15 protein-coding genes are annotated in these 17,276 nt (G+C 52.4%); 5 read left to right on the top strand and 10 right to left on the bottom strand.

All coding sequences use genetic code 11. The annotated features are described in order from the left end of the window. Positions 1–100 precede the first annotated feature (100 nt). Genes pdo through PYCH_RS07960 form a run of 3 tightly spaced genes read left to right on the top strand, consistent with a single transcriptional unit; the run spans position 101 to position 3,274 of the window. Positions 101–781 (top strand): protein disulfide oxidoreductase, encoded by a 681-nt coding sequence (gene pdo / locus PYCH_RS07970; RefSeq protein ID WP_013906352.1) that lies wholly within the window; start codon positions 101–103, stop codon positions 779–781. 58 nt (positions 782–839) lie between these two features. Beyond that, positions 840–1,820 (top strand): replication factor C small subunit, encoded by a 981-nt coding sequence (locus PYCH_RS07965; protein ID WP_013906351.1) that lies wholly within the window; start codon positions 840–842, stop codon positions 1,818–1,820. Beyond that, complete coding sequence (locus tag PYCH_RS07960; protein ID WP_048058280.1) at positions 1,820–3,274, top strand: replication factor C large subunit; 1,455 nt, start codon at positions 1,820–1,822, stop codon at positions 3,272–3,274. Before PYCH_RS07965 ends, PYCH_RS07960 begins: the two co-directional genes overlap by 1 nt. A 32-nt stretch (positions 3,275–3,306) precedes the next feature. Here PYCH_RS07960 and PYCH_RS09985 read toward each other — a convergent pair whose 3' ends face one another. The 5 genes from PYCH_RS09985 to taw22 form a co-directional block, all read right to left on the bottom strand. Beyond that, a complete protein-coding gene (locus PYCH_RS09985; protein ID WP_158306793.1) occupies positions 3,307–3,480 on the bottom strand; it encodes a hypothetical protein in 174 nt (57 codons plus the stop codon). A 90-nt stretch (positions 3,481–3,570) separates the two neighbouring features. Then, a complete protein-coding gene (locus tag PYCH_RS09875) occupies positions 3,571–3,759 on the bottom strand; it encodes a hypothetical protein (protein WP_013906348.1) in 189 nt (62 codons plus the stop codon). Between the two features lie 221 nt (positions 3,760–3,980). Then, positions 3,981–4,220 (bottom strand): hypothetical protein, encoded by a 240-nt coding sequence (locus tag PYCH_RS09870; RefSeq protein WP_148236225.1) that lies wholly within the window; start codon positions 4,218–4,220, stop codon positions 3,981–3,983. A gap of 262 nt (positions 4,221–4,482) precedes the next feature. Further along, a complete protein-coding gene (moaA, locus tag PYCH_RS07955; RefSeq protein WP_013906347.1) occupies positions 4,483–5,403 on the bottom strand; it encodes a GTP 3',8-cyclase MoaA in 921 nt (306 codons plus the stop codon). A gap of 49 nt (positions 5,404–5,452) precedes the next feature. Then, positions 5,453–6,472 carry a tRNA (guanine(37)-N1)/4-demethylwyosine(37)-methyltransferase Taw22 gene (gene taw22 / locus PYCH_RS07950; RefSeq protein ID WP_013906346.1) on the bottom strand — a complete coding sequence of 340 codons (1,020 nt, stop codon included), beginning with the start codon at positions 6,470–6,472 and terminating at the stop codon, positions 5,453–5,455. A gap of 123 nt (positions 6,473–6,595) precedes the next feature. Here taw22 and PYCH_RS07945 point away from each other — a divergent pair, with 123 nt between their 5' ends. Together PYCH_RS07945 and PYCH_RS07940 are read left to right on the top strand one after the other, a co-directional pair. Next, positions 6,596–7,333, top strand: a complete 738-nt coding sequence (locus tag PYCH_RS07945; RefSeq protein WP_373419037.1) for a hypothetical protein — start codon at positions 6,596–6,598, stop codon at positions 7,331–7,333. Next, complete coding sequence (locus PYCH_RS07940) at positions 7,299–8,708, top strand: DUF402 domain-containing protein (RefSeq protein WP_048058279.1); 1,410 nt, start codon at positions 7,299–7,301, stop codon at positions 8,706–8,708. The genes PYCH_RS07945 and PYCH_RS07940 overlap by 35 nt, the downstream gene beginning before the upstream one ends. 19 nt (positions 8,709–8,727) lie before the next feature. On the opposite strand, the gene radB is transcribed toward PYCH_RS07940, so the two are convergent. Genes radB through PYCH_RS07915 form a run of 5 tightly spaced genes read right to left on the bottom strand, consistent with a single transcriptional unit; the run spans position 8,728 to position 17,029 of the window. Then, positions 8,728–9,393 (bottom strand): DNA repair and recombination protein RadB, encoded by a 666-nt coding sequence (gene radB, locus PYCH_RS07935; RefSeq protein ID WP_013906343.1) that lies wholly within the window; start codon positions 9,391–9,393, stop codon positions 8,728–8,730. Positions 9,394–9,403: 10 nt separating this feature from the next. Continuing rightward, positions 9,404–10,039: an MBL fold metallo-hydrolase gene (locus PYCH_RS07930; RefSeq protein WP_048058407.1), complete on the bottom strand. Its 636-nt coding sequence runs from the start codon at positions 10,037–10,039 to the stop codon at positions 9,404–9,406. 50 nt (positions 10,040–10,089) lie between these two features. Then, complete coding sequence (locus tag PYCH_RS07925) at positions 10,090–13,866, bottom strand: DNA polymerase II large subunit (protein ID WP_013906341.1); 3,777 nt, start codon at positions 13,864–13,866, stop codon at positions 10,090–10,092. After that, positions 13,866–15,770, bottom strand: coding sequence for a DNA-directed DNA polymerase II small subunit (locus PYCH_RS07920; protein WP_013906340.1), 1,905 nt, complete (start codon positions 15,768–15,770; stop codon positions 13,866–13,868). The genes PYCH_RS07925 and PYCH_RS07920 overlap by 1 nt, the downstream gene beginning before the upstream one ends. Then, the gene (locus PYCH_RS07915; protein ID WP_013906339.1) at positions 15,770–17,029 is read right to left on the bottom strand and encodes an ORC1-type DNA replication protein; all 1,260 of its coding nucleotides are present in this window, start codon (positions 17,027–17,029) and stop codon (positions 15,770–15,772) included. Before PYCH_RS07915 ends, PYCH_RS07920 begins: the two co-directional genes overlap by 1 nt. Positions 17,030–17,276: the final 247 nt, after the last annotated feature.

Here is a 17,276-nt window from a genome sequence, read left to right as displayed (position 1 = left end):
CTTATATAGTGTTCATTCAACCTTCGGTTGGCAACCTTGATTTGAATCAACTTGAGGTTTGCCCACGGAGGTTATAAACGTTTAGATGGAGGTGAGGAATATGGGACTTATCAGTGAGGAGGACAAGAAGGTGATTCGGGAGGAGTTCTTCTCCAAGATGACAAATCCCGTCAAGCTCATAGTTTTCGTCGGAAAAGAGCACTGCCAGTACTGTGACCAACTCAAGCAACTTGTGCAGGAGCTTTCAGAGCTCACAGATAAGCTTACCTACGAGGTTTATGACTTCGACACGGAGGAGGGCAGGAAGATCGCTGAGCAGTACAAGGTGGACCGGGCTCCAGCTGTCACCATAACCCAGGACGGCAGGGATATGGGCGTCCGCTACTTTGGACTCCCAGCCGGCCATGAGTTCGCCGCATTCCTCGAGGACATAGTCGACGTCAGCAACGCTCAGACGGACCTCATGCCCGACACCAAGGAGACCATCCGGGGGATAGACAGGGATGTCAGGATACTCGTCTTCGTAACCCCTACCTGCCCCTACTGCCCGATGGCAGTCAGGATGGCCCACAAGTTCGCCATCGAGAACACCAACGCAGGCAAGGGCAAAATAAAGGGAGATATGGTCGAGGCCATGGAGTACCCGGAGTGGGCCGACCAGTACAACGTTATGGCCGTTCCCAAGATAGTAATCCAAGTGGACGGAGAGGACAAGGTTCAGTTTGAGGGTGCCTACCCCGAGAAGATGTTCGTCGAGAAGCTCCTTGCCGCTCTCGGCTAACTTCTTTTTTGGAAAGCCTTTAATACTTCTACGCCCGCTACTCTTTTCAGGTGGGAGTATGGCAGAGGAGGTTAGAGAAGTCAAAGTTCTCGAGAAGCCGTGGGTTGAGAAGTATAGGCCTCAAAGGCTCGATGATATAGTAGGTCAGGAGCACATAATTAAGAGGCTCAAGCACTACGTTAAGACCGGCTCGATGCCGCATCTGCTCTTCGCTGGGCCGCCCGGTACTGGGAAGACTACCAGCGCTCTGGCCCTTGCGAGGGAGCTTTTCGGAGAAAACTGGAGGCACAACTTTTTAGAATTAAACGCGAGCGATGAGCGCGGGATAAACGTTATTAGGGAAAAAGTAAAGGAATTCGCAAGAACAAAGCCTATCGGTGGTGCAAGCTTCAAGATAATCTTCCTCGACGAAGCAGATGCTTTAACCCAAGATGCCCAACAGGCCTTAAGGAGAACGATGGAGATGTTCTCGAACAACGTGAGGTTTATCCTCTCAGCGAATTATTCGTCGAGAATCATTGAGCCCATCCAGAGCAGATGTGCAATCTTCCGCTTCAGGCCCCTGAGCGATGAGGACGTCGCGAAGCGCCTGAAGTACATAGCTGAGCAAGAAGGCCTCGAGCTGACGGAGGAGGGCCTTCAGGCAATCCTCTACGTTGCTGAGGGCGACCTGAGGAGGGCCATCAACGTTTTGCAAGCTGCAGCAGCCCTCGACAAGAAGATAACCGACGAGAACGTGTTCACAGTAGCCAGCAGGGCAAGACCGGAGGATATAAGAGAGATGATGCTACTGGCTTTAGAGGGCAACTTCCTCAAGGCGAGGGAGAAACTCAGGGAGATCCTCCTCAAGCAGGGTCTCAGCGGCGAGGACGTACTAATCCAGATGCACAGGGAAGTCTTTAACCTACCCATAAGCGAGCCCAAGAAGGTTCAGCTGGCGGACAAAATCGGAGAGTACAACTTCCGCCTCGTAGAGGGGGCCAATGAGATGATTCAGCTTGAGGCCCTGCTCGCCCAGTTCACGCTGATAGGCAAGTGATGCCTATGCTCCCTTGGGTTGAGAAGTACAGGCCGAGAAGACTTAGCGAGATAATTAACCAGGAGCAGGCCCTTGAAAGGGTCAGGGCCTGGATAGAGGCGTGGCTTCACGGAAGGCCTAAGAAGAAGGCTCTCCTCCTTGCCGGCCCCCCGGGGAGCGGGAAGACGACGACGGTGTACGCCCTCGCCCACGAGTACCGCTTCGAGGTCATAGAGCTCAACGCAAGCGATGAGAGGACTTATGAAAAGATAGAGCGCTATGTGCAAGCAGCATACACCATGGATATCCTCGGGAAAAGGAGAAAGCTCATATTCCTTGACGAGGCCGACAACATAGAGCCGAGCGGGGCCAAGGAAATAGCCAAACTCATCGACAAGGCAAAGAACCCCATAATCATGGCAGCCAATAAGTACTGGGAGGTTCCGAGGGAGATAAGGGAGAAGGCAGAGCTCGTGGAGTACAAGCGGCTGACCCAGAGAGACATAGTGAAGGCCCTCCTAAGGATATTAAAGGCAGAAAGACTTGAGATTCCGAAGGATCTCCTCTACGAAATAGCGAAGAGGGCAAGCGGCGATTTGAGAGCTGCGATAAACGACCTTCAGACCGTCGCCATTGGAGACTACGAGGATGCTAAGGCCATTCTGGCTTACAGAGATGTAGAAAAGACGGTGTTCCAGGCCTTGGGTTTGGTGTTCGGGAGCGACAACGCGAAGAAAGCTAAAATGGCAATGTGGAACCTTGATATGATGCCCGATGAGTTCCTACTCTGGGTGGACGAGAACATCCCCTACATCTACCTCAGGTCAGAGGAAGTCGCAAGGGCCTACGATGCGATAAGCAGGGCCGATATATACCTCGGAAGAGCCACGAGGACGGGCAACTACTCCCTCTGGAAGTACGCCATAGACATGATGACGGCAGGCGTCGCCGTCGCGGGGACCAAGAAGAGGGGCTTCGCAAAGTTCTATCCCCCAAAGAGCCTCAAGATGCTGGCCGAGAGCAAAGAGGAGCGTTCCCTCAGGGACTCGATTTTAAAGAAGATAATGTCGGGGATGCACATGGGCAAGCTCGAGGCCATAGAGACTATGAAGATCCTCAGGACGATATTCGAGAACAACCTAGAGCTGGCTGCCCACTTCACGGTCTTCCTCGGACTGGGCGAGAAGGAGGTAGCATTCTTAACGACTGACTCCGAGAAGGCGGGGACCATTTGGGGTAAGGCCCTTGCCCTTAGAAGGAAACTTAAGGAGATGAGACCCAAGGAGGAAGAAAGGGAAATTCCTGAAGGGGAAATAGAAGAGATAGAAGAGGAAGAAGTCGAAGTGGAAGAAGAGGCCGAAGAAGGGGAGGAAAAGGAGAAGAAGCCTGAGGAGAAGAGGAGGGAAGAGAAAGAGAAGCCCAAGGAGAAGAAAGGAAGGCAGGTTACCCTCTTCGACTTCATTGGGAAGAAATAGGCTCAATTAATATTCTCACCTTTGGTTCTTTATCATTGCCTGGAATGTTTTCTAAGCTCATTGGAACACCTTTTTCGTTGGTTTTCACTATCCACTTCTGGCCAGAGGGCATAACTATTATCATATTCATAGCTTTCTGCTTTGAGTCCGAGCTTCATAAGGAACCTGTCAATTAAAGGTGTCTTTAGTTTAATGTACCTTGCCATCTTCACAACCTTAAGAGGCTCGAGCTTCACAAGCTTAGATGCCACAAAATCAAGGGTGTGACCCGTTAACTTAATGGAATTTTCCTTAGTTTACTCAATTCTATTACCATGTTGCTCAAGATGGCCCATGACTACCTTTCCGTTAACAATTTTGATGTATCCCCTGCTTACCAGCGAACCATTGATGTAAAACTCCTGAGATTGCTCCAATATTCCTTCCCTTGAGTTGACGTAGCCCCTTTCGATTAGCTTTCCGTGATACAAAAATATCTCCTTCACGTTTTCCCTTCGTCCGAGGTAACTAGATAGTTGTCAAACTCCACAATCTGAATATATTTATATTCTTCAAGGGTTTTAATTGCTTTTAAAAGTTCATATTCTCCAGGAGCTCCTGAGGCATAAGCAAAAACAAAGCTCGAAATGGATAGTATTAAGACACGAATAATTTTCTCTTCATCTTACCCACCTCCCTCAATAAATTCTTTCATAGTGCCACCCTATTAACATCCCTTACCTATTACCGTAACTCTTCCATTTGTAAAATCTCCCGGCACAGGATAAGATATGCTCCCGCTAAGGCCAAAGGTACAAAGGCCAACGGATGTACTTGCCGAGAAATACGGCCCTGGGCCGTCAGTCAATATCACGTCGTAACTCTGAGCCAGAACCTTAAGTATTACACGAGCAAGGATAATATAGTTAACCAAAATTATGACCACGATTTTTTCATGCGCAGTCACTTCAAATCATTATTATTTGTTTTATTAATATAAATTTTTTTGTGTTCAAAAAAGACGGATCAGAGGAGGAAGGAATAGGGAGAGAAATCCAAGGAGAAGAAAAGGGCAAGCAAGTAATCTCCTCTAACTTTCTGAAGAAGTAATATTTACATTTCCTTCCCAGCTTGACTGTTCTGCTAGGACTGCACTAAGAGGAACCCTGCGGCACAACAGTTATGGTAAAATGTAGCAGAAGAAGCTCCCATAATTCATAAGGCTGCTTTCACTTCCAATACGGCCGCCTCATGAGTATTGCCTCTTTGAATATCTCCACGAGCTTCGCATCGCTCGCACCCTCTCTCATTGGACCGAGAATATCTATGAGGTCGTTCTTCCTAAGGAGGCATGTCTTCAGGTAGCCGTCGGCCGTGAGCCTCAAGCGCGTGCAGTTCATGCAGAAGACCGTGTTGTGCATCGACCTTACGACCTCAACCTCCGCGACCTTTCCATCGATTGGAATGAAGTACTTTCTCCGCCTATGCATCCGCCTTTCCCTCACTTCGAGGGCCAGCCTCTCGAACTCCTCCTCGAGGGGCTTCAAGGGGTAGAAAAACTCCCTGAAGAAAGGACTATCTTCCATCTCCCTCGGAACTTCTATCTCTATGAGCTGGAGCACGGCCCCGATCTCGGCCGCAAATCGAATCATGTCCCATATCTCATCATCATTTATTCCCCTCATGACAACCATGTTAAGCTTCACGGGATGAAAGAGTTTCACGGCCTTCTCAATCCCCCTGAGAATCCAGGGAAGGACGTCAAAGCCGGTAATCTTCTTGTACTTCTTCCTGTCGAGGGTGTCAAGGCTGACGTTCACCCTGTCGAGGCCAGCCTCTCTGAGCTCCTCCGCAAGCCTGTAGAGAGTGGTCCCGTTGGTAGTCATCGAGAGATCGACCACGTAGGGCCTTATTCTCCTCACTATCTCGACGATGTCCTCCCTTACCGTTGGCTCCCCACCTGTGAGCTTGACCTTCCTTATTCCAAGCCTTGAGGCTATTCTTACAACCCGCTCGATTTCCTCGGGTGTCATGACCCTTTCTCCGTCGTCCTGCCCCTCCCTGTGGCAGTAGAAGCAGGCTAAGTTGCACTCCTTCGTCAGGGATATCCGGAGGTTTGTCACAGGCCTTCCGAATCTGTCTATCAGCATCGGCTTCCCCGGTATTGGTCTGCACAAAATTTTAGAAAAGCCTTTTGAGTTAATGCTTCCGTTTAACCTCTATGTCCGCGCAGACCTTGAAGACGTGTGGCTTGAAGTCACTGACCTTCTTTACCCTAAGGGCGCACTCCTTGCCCTGCCTCTTGCATTCGCGGAGTATCCTTTCCCTGAAGGCCCCTATTTCGTCCTCGTGGACGAACTCATAGTAGTGAAGCCATCTCTCGGCCTTATCCAGCGTCAGCGCGAGCGCATCAACGCTCCTCGGAGTGGGGCTTATCACGCGGTCGTAATTCGGAAGGGTCGGCAGGACTTCGAAGGCATCCCCCTCTATGACTTCTATCTCACCTCTAAGCCTCTTCTTATTCAGCTCGATGTTCTCAATACCAAGGCGTATAGCGTCAGGATTGAGCTCGACAGCAGTTATATGAACCCGTCTGTACCGGGCTATGACGAGTGCATAGGGCAGGACGCCAGCGAAGGGAATTAGAATACGCTCCCCATCGCGGACGAGCTGAGCCAGACGGTAGCGCTCGCCCTTCATCCTCGGGTTGAAGAATACCTTCGAAAGGTCAACCTTTATAGCGACGCCGTTCTCCCTGTGGATAGTCTCCAATCGGGGCTCACCCCATATAACCTCAAGCTCCCTAACCCTGAACTCACCAGTGTGGAACCCCCTCCTCGCTATGACGCGGACGAATGGATGAAGCTTCCTTATGGCCCAGACTATGTCATCAACACAATGCTCCAGCTCCCTCGGTATTTGGACGACCGCTATGTCCCCGATTATGTCGTAACGCCTCAGGTATTTCAGCTCCTCCTCCGTCAGCCTCTCCCTGAGGACCGTCTCCAGGTTCTTGTATATCTGCCTCTCGGGCCTGAGGGGAAGCTCAACGTCGAGGACTTCGAGGCCAAGCTTCCCAGCCTTCTCAGCGTCGGTCACGGGGAGAAGAACATAGAGACCTTCCCTCAAGGGGCGCCTCTTGCCGTCGTATATGCCGAGGACCTTAAGCTTCCTCTTCACTTCCTCGGCCCTCTCCTTCCTTACTTTCACGGCCGGCATCCCTGAACACCTCCGACTCTATGGTTCCAAGGCGGTGGTTGGCCCCCATAGTAAATAAATTTGGCCAAAAAGTAAAAGTATCAGTTCGCCCTTCTAAGGTTCTGGGGGAACCAGTTGAGCAAGATGAAAATGCTTGTTAAAAGGTTTGAGGACCTTCACAGAAGGTTTGAGAAGCTTTTCACGAAGTTAATAAGTGCTGAAGCCCTCGATGAAATTAAAGTCATTCTCTCAGATCTCCATTCGATCTCTAAGGAGAAGGCGTCTGTAGTGGCCCAGCTCCTCGCCGAGGCCTCTAAGGTGGGAGGGGAATTTGAGACGGCGGTGAGGGAGCTACAGAAGGCCGAACATCAGATGAAGTTCCGGATAGAGGAAGCCCTTGAAATAGTCAGTTCTATCAAGGGGTTCTCGGACAGAGAAAGGCTGAAGGGAGTTCTGAGAAGAATGTGGCAGTTCCACAGGGTCTACGATTACTCCGTGTCCCAGGCGCTTGCAAAGGTGGTAGGGGAAGTGGAGCTACTGGAACTGCTCGGGGATGGCGAAAAGGAGAAAAAGCTACCACCCGGAATACTGGAGCGTCTAAATAGGATTGAGGATATTGAAAGGAAGATAAACATCCTTGCAAGCCTTGCCCACTGGCTCTATTCGAATCCCTCCCTCGTCCATAAGGTTGAAGACTCGCTTAAGAGATGGCACGAGCGCGGACTAGGTTGGGTTGAGGCGAGAAACGTTTCGGCCGATACCGGAATAGATAGGGAGACCGTGAGGGAGATACTCGAAGGGCTCACACTCATAGGCGTTGTGGAAAGAAAGGAAAGGGGTGGTGAAGGTGTCTACAAACTCAGGAGTAGCGGTGAGGATTAGGGGGATATACAGCACGGCCCTCAGCAAGCTACTCCTCGACAGGGGCTTCCGCATAGTCCAGCCGAGCGACGTCATAGCTGAGAGGCTTGGCATAGAGAAGAGCTATGACGACTTCGACGTGGACATCTACGACAGAAACAATGGGATAACGATAGTTGGGACGAGGGTTGAGGATGTAAGGAAGGTCCTTGAAGAGGAGTTCATAGACGTCTTCTTCAGGAGGCTCCCCTACAGGCTCTACGGGGTCTACAAGGGGCTCGTCGTGAAGAGGGACGACAGGTACGTTTACGTGGACATAGGGAACGCCATAGGGACGGTCCTCATAGAGGAGCTTCCCGATGCTACCGAGGGTGACGAAGTTGTCGTCCAAGTGAAGAAGCACAACGTTCTCCCCCACCTCAGCGTCCTCATAACGATTCCAGGCGACTACGCCGTGCTTATTCCAAAGCCCATCGGCGTCCAGAGGCATGTTAAGATTTCAAGAAAGATAAAGGATCCTGAAGAGAGGGAGAGGCTCAGGATACTCGGCCTCAGCGTTGACCTTGGAGAGTGGGGCGTCCTCTGGAGGACGGCTGCGGCATACAAGGACTGGAACATCCTCAGGGATGAGCTCGTGAGGCTCTCGAAGATAGCTGACAGACTCAAGGAGGCCGACAAGTACTCAGCTCCTACCGAGATAATCGAGGGGAGGGAAATATACGAGGTGGAGTTCGGCGGCGGGGCCAAGAAGAAGCTTGATGAGATAAGGAACAGGGTAACTCCCACCATCGAAGGTCACCATCAGTTTAAGTCCTATGACCCCGAGTTCGGCTTCGCCGTAGAGGTTGCCGAGGGAATTCTCGCCAAGATGCCGGCCCAGAGGATGAAGATCAGCGAAGGCTTCCTCGAGACGGTCGTCAGGAACAAGGGGCCCAAACAGGGGTGGCTCTTCAGCCTCGACCATGTCAAGCCTGATGGGCAGAGGATAAAGATAGGGCCTGGCGAGGTTATCGAGGTCTCCACGAACCCGCTTAGGGTAAAGATAAGGCGCCACCTCAAGCCGGGCAAGTTCTACGACGGGCTAGAAATCCCGATAGAGCCCGGCGACTACGCAATAACTGAGATAGAGGCAGGAAAGTGGTGGTTCGTCCACCGCTACTACGACAGGAACGGGAACCTGAAGGGGGAGTTCTACAACATCAACACACCCGTCGAGATATACCCTGACAGGGCCCGCTATGTCGACCTCGAGGTTGATATCGTCAAATGGCCAGATGGTAAGAAGGAGATTATTGACAAGGACAAGCTCAAGGAGCACTATGAGGACGGAATAATTAGCGAAAAGCTCTACAGAGCGACGTTGAAGATCGCACAAGAGATCTTTGAGAGGGTCTAATTTTCTAAACTTTTTTGAACTACTCCCCACCTTTGGCGTCCTCAATACCCCTGTCCGTTATCCTGAAGTAAACCACACCACCCTCGGGCCTGAAGCGGTGCCTCTCAAGGACGGCTATCCTTAGACCCCCCCTGAGTCTCTCGAGCCTGAGTATGTCCTTGGTCTTGTAGCCAAGGGTGTGCTCAGCTATGGGCCTCAGGTTGCCGGAGTTGGAGTCGAAGTAGACCTGGTTTACGACTATCACAGCGACGTTGACCTTCCTCGCAAGCCACTGCAGAACTTGAAGCTGCCTTGCAATCTCCCCATAATCCTTGTTTCCCTCCGCCCGATAGTGGGCCGTGATTGAGTCCACAACGACGAGGGAGAACTTCTCATTGACAACACTCTTCAGCTTCCCTATAATCCTCCTCTGCTCCACGAGATCCATCGGCTCGAATATTATGAACTTTTCGAGGGCCCTATCAGGATCAAGGCCCCTCGTCTCAGCCATCTGCCTCAGTCTCTCCGGGGAGAAGCCCGCCTCAGTATCCACGTAGGCAACCTTGCCGGGATTAAGGAGACCCACCTGCATCGCTAGGGTCGTCTTACCTGTTGCGAAGGGCCCGTAAACCTGGGTTAGGACACCCCTACCCACACCGCCGCCCAGAAGCTCATCTAATCCTTTTACACCCGTAGTCAGGGGCATACAGAATCCCTCAGATTTCGAAGCCCTCATACATATTCAAGGCTTTCACGAGAACCCATACACGCTTCTTCTGGAGCTCCTGAATGAAGCCCTCGACGTTGCCCTCCCCATAGACACCATAGTGCATTGGCACAACGATCCTCGGCCTTATTATGTCCGCTATCTCCGCCGCTTCCCTTTCGCTTGCCGTCGAGCGGCCACCTATGGGCACAAGGAGAACGTCAACCCGCCCCCTGAGCCCCTTGAAGCCCGGGCTGTAGTAGGTATCGCCGAGGTGGGCCACCCTCTTATCCCCTATGATTAGGTAACCGAGGGGATACTGGCTCGTGGGATGCTCAGTGTAGAAGGCCTTAACCCTAACGCCGTCGCTGAGTTCAACTTCTTCTCCGGCGTTTATCTCCTTGACTTTAGTTAGGCCATCACTGACGGCCATAAGGTAAACGGTCTTCGGCCCTATGACCGTGGCGTCGCTAAGTTTTGCTATAAGGGGAACCTTTCCGTAGTGGTCCATGTGCTCATGGGTCACGAGAATATAGTCCACCTTTCCTATCCTGTCGTCGTCTACCTCGGGGTAGGGGTCTATCAGGATCCTGATGCCCCCCGTTTCGATGAGAAAGCACGCGTGACCGAACCACGTTATCTTCACGGCCGCAGCCTCCAAAGATTTTTTACATTTATAAACTATAAACGTTGCGGTCATCTCACCCCGAAGAAATCGTCAAGGCTTATTCTCTTCTTCCTAGGCCTCTCCTTTCTCTTTTTCTCCTTTGGCTTTGCCCCCGCATCCTTCATAAGGGTCTCAAGTAGGCCCGAGGCTTTCCTAGCACCCGCCCTCTCAGCCACCATGCGCTGGCAGACATCATGAACGTTGGCGAAGAGAGTTTTCTGGGTCTCGGGGAATAGGAACTCGAAGAGGGCCTTTATGTCCCTCTCAGTTAAACATATCCTCTGCCTCGTGTAGTTCAGGGTCCTGTACTCAGAGACGAGCATCTTGGCGGTTCCCAGGTACTTCTCTATGGCGCCCTTGCTGACCGTCAGAACTATTTTCCCGCCGCAGACAGGACATTTACCCCCAAGCGGCGGCCTCCTGAACTTCGTATTGCACTTGACGCACCGGAACTCTTGTCTCGTAAAGCTCCTCAGGTTGCCCCTGAGGTCAGGAATCAGATGGGAGTTCAGAACGGTTTCAGCAACACGATGCTCGTCAACGGCCCTTATCCTCTCGGCGAGGGCGAGCTGTCTCCTAACCTTCTCCTCCATGTCGCCGAGCTGTTTGTACAGGCTCATCTTGGGTCCGAGGGCTATGTCATCTGTATCATGGGTGAACTTTATGCCGTAGTACATCTCGGGCTTTCCAAGCCTGTCTTCAACCCTCTCCACGACTCCGACGAGCTCCTTCGGTGACCTTAGCTCGTATGTAGCCTCGTAGAACTCGAGCGGATAGTAGCGGGCGATGTCCATGTTGTGGACCTCGCTGTCAACTTCCCTCGGATCGAGCCTCGTGGTTATGACGAGGGGCGCGTCCATCTTCCCGCCGCGCTTCTCAGGCAGGTAGTAGCGGGAGAAATTGAGGAGAGCATCAAGGAGCAACATTACACTGTCCTCGTCTCCATCGCAGTTCCTTCTCTTGGCCGCGTGATAATACGGATGCGCGTACCCGACAAGGGCGTCCACGAAGCCTATTATCCTGCCCACTATGCCGGCCGAGGTGTGGGGAGCCAGCCCTATGACGAGGTGGCCAATGAGGTCTTCAATTTTCTCGGCATTGTAGAATCTCGGCAATCCATAGAACTTCTCGAGGAGATCATCCACGAAGCGTGCGACCTTCAACAGATACTTCCCAGCCTCCTTCGAGAGTATCACGTCCTGAGGCTTGAGCTCGACTATCTGGTCTTCGCTGACGAGGGACTTCCCTTCAAAGTCGTGGGTATAGCCCAGTTCGCGAAGCTTCTCGACGGAAACACCTATCTCCCTCGGCTTGAAGTGGGTTATGGGCGCGTCGGTAGCGTCGAACCTTATGGTTCCATCCTTGAAAACGTAGACGTCGTTTTTAACACGAAGCAGGCCCTTCTCGAGGGGCTCAGCCATCTTCCAGCCAGAGGTCATTCCCATGACGCCCTTGAGCTTATCCACTCCGTAGACCTTGACGTTCTCCATGGCCCTGTTCAGGAGCTCGCTCGGCTTTATCTTCCTCTTCGCGAAGGGCCTCAGCTCGACGTTACACTTGGGGCAGTGGAAGCCGTACCCTTCGGCCTGATCATGGGGGTAGTCAGCGTTGCACTTGGGACAGTGCCAGAGCAGCACCTTCCGCGTTCCGCACTTAGGACACAGGTGCTCTGGACCTGTGTGGCCACACTCGGGACACCTGAAGAAGGCTATCTCCACCTCGGCAACCTTTCCCTCCTCGGCAGCTTTCTTTATGTCACGGGAGTTTCCTCCAGCCAGGCCTATTGGGAATAGCACTTGAACCGGCGGCTTCATCTTCCTCTCCTTGGCCTTCTCAGGCCTACCCATCCTCGCGCCGATCCAGCTTATCCCTCTATCCCTCAGCTTGATGTCATTGTTCTCATTGATGATGTCGATGACCGTGAAGAGGGGTTTGGCCCTAAAGGTCCATTCCAAGTTGCCAAGTGGTGTGAGGAGGGCGGCGCTCCATGGATAATCTACGATGACTTTTTCTGCCTCGACCTTGTGCGGTAAGCCGAGAAGCTCCAGATGTCTCTTTGCCTTCCCAAGCCTTTCGAGGGAGATGACAATCTTCTTGGCGAACTTTATCCCCCTGAACTCGCCCCACTCAACCTCCGCCTCCTTCAATATCTGGGCGAGCTTCTCGACTTCTTCTGACTTGAGTGTGTTCCAGTAGAGGGTGTAGTATGGGTGGAAGGGAATGTCGAGGATTTTGGATATATGTATCGCGAGCTCGACGCTTGGCCTCATGCGGAGCGGGTCATGGAGCATCCTCGCGAGGAAATCAGGGTCAATGTCGAGATACTCCGCTGCTTCCTCCACGGCCTCCCTTGGGTTCTCCTCGAAGGGCCTGAGCTCGACTTCATAAACGTCCCTCACGGCCTTAACGAACTCCTGAATCCACCACTCCTCCACGTAGTTGGCCGGAAGGAGGGTTTGGTTATTCTCAACGAAGTCACCGAAGGCCACTATGGCATCCCCGAGGTAGAGTATCTCTTCCACCTGCTCCTTTACCCGCAGGGCCGTCTCGTAATCGTCCACCCTAACAACTGACCCGTCCTTCAGCTTCACTATGGGCCCTTCAGCCGTCGTGGCCGGCGTAACTACGGCACCTTTTCCGGGCCGCTCGGTCTTCATTTGGGTTCCCACAGCGAGGAACTCGTCGAGGAGTATCATCGTGGCCGGGTTGATGCTCCACGTTGCAAATCCGCTGACACGGCTTCTTCCATAGCGGAGGCGGAAGCCACCGTTCGTCGAAGGTCCAGCGAAGAGCGGTCTCCCACCGATGATCTCCTTAGTATACTTGTCGTTTGGAGCTATTTCCTTCTTGAACCGCTCGTAAAGAGCGTAGTAGAAGCCCTTCTTGACTTCCACCCTCGTCTCGGCCACGGAGCTCTCGGCCGGCGAGGAGCTCTTTGCACCCTCTTCTTCCCCCTTCTCCTTACTCTCCACGAATTCTTTCAGCCATTCCCAGCCCTCGATGCCCATCTTATCTATGTACTTGACGAGCTTCTTGGCCTTCTGAAGGACACCCTCAGCAAGAACAAGTATCGCTCCTCCACGGAGCTGGTTAGTCTCAACACCAGGAACGTCCCTGTGGGAAACCTCGACGTCATCCGTGGCCTCGCCGGTTATCTCGATTGGTATGTTTCTCATGGCGAGACGAACCTCTTCGGGGGATGGATGATACTGAAGTCTCGAGACGGTCCTGTGGTAGAGGTCAACTTCCTCAACCATCCTCTCTATGTGTTTCTCACTAGGCTTGAAGCGGTCAAGGCCGAGCTTTCTCCTCACGTAGTCACCCACGAGAACGCTCAGGGCCTGGGCCGTTCCACCAGAGCTTCTTATGGGGCCGGCGTAGTAGAGGGCGAGGTATTCGGAATTGTCGGCCCACGTGTTGCGCTTTATCTTGACGTCGGCTATTCCCTCTATCGGAGCCGAAACTATTCCCTCCGTGAGAATCGCCAAAGCCGTTCTGACGGCCTGCTCCGCGAGCTTCTCCCTACTCCCAAAGTCCCCAAACTTTCCATCTATAATCTCGTCTACTATCTTCAGGGCGGCGATTTCCTTGCCGTGCTCCTTCACGAGCTCCCTAATTCTCTTAGCCACACCCGGTGGGCCCACGAGACTCTCAACGCGGCCCGCCATGTCTGTTGCTTGAGGGACTTCAACGTCGGTGCTCGGATCCTTACCCTGAGCCCTCGCCTTCCTCGCCACCTCATAGGCCTTATCAATCTCGCGCTGGAGCCATTCAAAGTAAGCCTTCATATCCTCCGGCAACTCCATCAACACCACCTGCTGAAGTCAAGAACCTTAACGACCCTTGCGCTTTCCACGTCCACGACGGGAACCTTAGCAGGTGTCGGGACTATGTTCACCATCTTTTGGAACTCAGTCTGCGCCTGCCACGTGGCGGAGTTCACAAGCTGGACACCCCTATAAACAATAGCATCGTAAACATGGACGTGGCCCATATGAACGAGGTCGGGCACCTCCTCTATCACAAGCAGATCCTCCGGGTCAGGGGCTATAGGCACCTTACCGCCAAAGGTCGGCGCGAGATGCCTCATCTTAAGCAGCTCAACCATTGGAAGGGCCGGCTTGTGGTGACTCAGGCCTGGAACGAAGGAGACGACATCCTCTATGCCACGTCCGTGAGCTATCAAAAAATCCCTGCCGTGGAGGTTTATGATGGCCGGGTTGCTTATTATGACGGCGTTCTTCAGCTCGTACAGGGGCTTAGCGTACTCCTTGTAGAACTCCGGCTGAGGGATTGCTGGTCTCGCGGCGTCGTGGTTACCAGGCCCTATAAACATAGTTATGTGCTCAGGCACATTCGCCAAGAGGTTCGCGAGGGCCTCGTACTGGTCGAAGATGTCAGGTATTATTAGGTCGTTGTACTGGCCTGGATATATGCCAACACCATCAACGACGTCTCCAGCTATTATCAGGTATTTTACCCTGCTGACGATTTCCTCCTCTTCCTTGCTCGAGACATAACCGTTGAGCCACTCAAGGAACCTCAAGAAGGCCTTCTCACAGAACTCCCTGCTACCGATGTGAATGTCGCTTATCAGTATAGCATAGACCTTCTCCTCGATCGGAGGCTTCTGCTTCCTGTAGATGGGAACGTCCGGTAGGTAAAAGCGATTGGCGAAGAAGATACCCTTCTTGGAGTAGAAGCCCCTGAAGGCAACCACGGCATCGGGTAGAACCTTGAAGGCATCCCTGTAATCTTCCGAGTCCTTCGGGAGGAAGACCTTGACGGTGCCTGTTGCATCCTCGACCTCGAAGATCAGGCCCCTGTTCGTCTCCTTCTTAGAGTTAACGAGCCCGATTATCGTGACTTCCTCTTCGGCTCGAACGTAGCTTAACTTCCCTATATCCACCACGTCCCTCACGTCGGGGTTCTCTCTCAATATCTTCCGGAGTTTCTTAAGCCTGCTCCTAAAGAGGCTCGCGTAAGCCTCAACTATCACCTCACCCTCCTTTCCGTTGCCGTTCTTCACCTTTGGCGGCCTAAGCTTAACCTTCCTGACGTCAAACTTAACCTCATACTTAGGTTTAATGACCCTACTCCTGAACTCGAAGTCAGGGTTCAGCTCTATCAGGACATCCTCGTATTTTGAGTATTCCCTAGCCTCCTTCTTTATTTCCTCCGGCTCGTAGATCCTCAGAATGTCATAGTCCTCACAGTTTACCCTGTTCTCCTCGGCGTCGGTTCCAGTGGAAACAAAGGACTCCCCCTCAGAAATCTCCCCATTCATGGCTTCTTCATGAACTGAGAGGCCGTTAAATTCCTCTTCTTGAAGGGATTCTCCAGTGGAAATAGATGTCTGGGAGGCGGATGAAGAAGCAGAAATATCCTGCTGAATTTCGGCGGGTTCCATACTAATAACATCGTTTCCGGCTTCTTCGGCTACCCCAACTTTTTCCACAGTCGATTCTGGCTCAGGAGTGCTTTCTTCCTTATCAACCTCTGAGGGACCCACTTCCATTGGAAGGCCCTTCCAAGCTAGGAACTCTCTCGCGATGCCCTCGTCTATTATGAATGTTCCCTTAGACTTAGCGAACTTCACAAGCTCAGCGAGCGTAAAGGACTTACCGTAGTGGCCCACGAGGAGAAAGTAGGCAGGGGGCGTGATTAAGTAGCGGTTCGCCATTAGGGCCCTCACGAACTCGTCCCCCATCACACGAGCCTCCTCTGCTCGCTTTTAAGAGACACAGCCAGAAGGGGCTGGATGGAGTAGTCAAGGCGGAAGACGTTCCTAATCTTGTAGGGGGTTACGTTAAGCCTTATCTCCTTTGTCCTGCCGTAGCGACCCTTGCTGACGACCTTCGCGTTTATTATGCCCAACATATCCAGCTCGTTTATGAGGTCGCTTATGCGCCTTTGGGTGAGCGGTTCGAGATCTATGTACTCGCATAGCTCCCTGTAAACCGAGTAAACCTCACCCGTATTGGCAGGTAGCTCACCATTCTCGTCGAGAAGTACTATGGCATAAAGGAGAACCTTCGATTGGAGTGGAAGGGTCTTTATGACTTCCTCCATGGTGTCCTGCTCTATCTTCTCCTGGGCCTTCCAGACGTGCCTCTCCGTTACCTTGCTTGCCCCTTCCCTCTCTGCTATTTCGCCGGCAACACGGAGCAGATCGAGGGCCCTCCTAGCATCACCGTGCTCCCTCGCGGCGAGGGCGGCACATAGGGGGACAACGCCTTCGCCCAGAACGCCCGGATAGAAAGCCTCCTCGGCTCTTTGCATCAAGATGTCGCGGAGCTGATTGGCATCGTAGGGCGGGAACACAACCTCCTCCTCGCTCAGGCTCGAGAGAACGCGTGGATCGAGATATTCCTTAAACTTCAAGTCGTTGGATATCCCGATGACACTCACCTTAGCCCTCTTGAGCTCTGAGTTTATCCTGGTGAGGCTGTATAGGACCTCGTCGCCACTCTTCTTGATTAATTTATCTATCTCATCCAAGACGATTATTACAAAGCGCTCCTTGGCGTCTATGACCTGCTTAAGCTTCGCGTAGACCTCATCCGTAGGCCAGCCCACGAGCGGGACCTCTATACCGGTCTCGTCCTTGAAGTAGTTTACTATGTTGGCGAGGACACGGTACTGCGTGTCCACAATTTCGCAGTTGATGTAGATAACGTCCACGGGGATGTTGAACTTCCTCGAAATCTTCTTCAATTCCTCGGTCACGAACTTGACGGTTACCGTTTTACCGGTCCCCGTCTTCCCATAGACGAAGATGTTGGAAGGGGTTTCCCCACGGAGGACGGGCACAAGTATCTGGGCAAGGGTCTCAATCTGCTCGTGCCTGTGGGGAAGGTCCTTGGGCGTATAGCTGTGTCTCAGTACCTCCTTATTCTTGAATATCTTCCTTGCCCTAAGCAGTCTCTCGAAGAGCTGGTCAAGGTGGAGCTGCTCACCCTCGTTCATCGTCGTACCTCCACTGGAAATCGTACCCCATAGGTTCACTTCCCAGCATTTCCAGTGGAAACATTGCTCACAGGAGCATAAATTTCGTAGATATTATCACACTTAGTAACGAAGCCTGGCCGATATAATTAACATGTAAGCATTCCTCTTCCACTGGAAGCAGGGGAAGCAGTGGAAAGCAAGGAACCTTTTTCCTCCGAGGTTTTTATGCTTTGTTGAGCAACTCCATGTCAAAGGTTCCACTGGA

Origin of the sequence: Pyrococcus yayanosii CH1 (assembly GCF_000215995.1) — an archaeon.
GTDB classification, from domain to species: domain Archaea; phylum Methanobacteriota_B; class Thermococci; order Thermococcales; family Thermococcaceae; genus Pyrococcus; species Pyrococcus yayanosii.
This window is presented reverse-complemented; position numbering and strand designations above follow the sequence as displayed.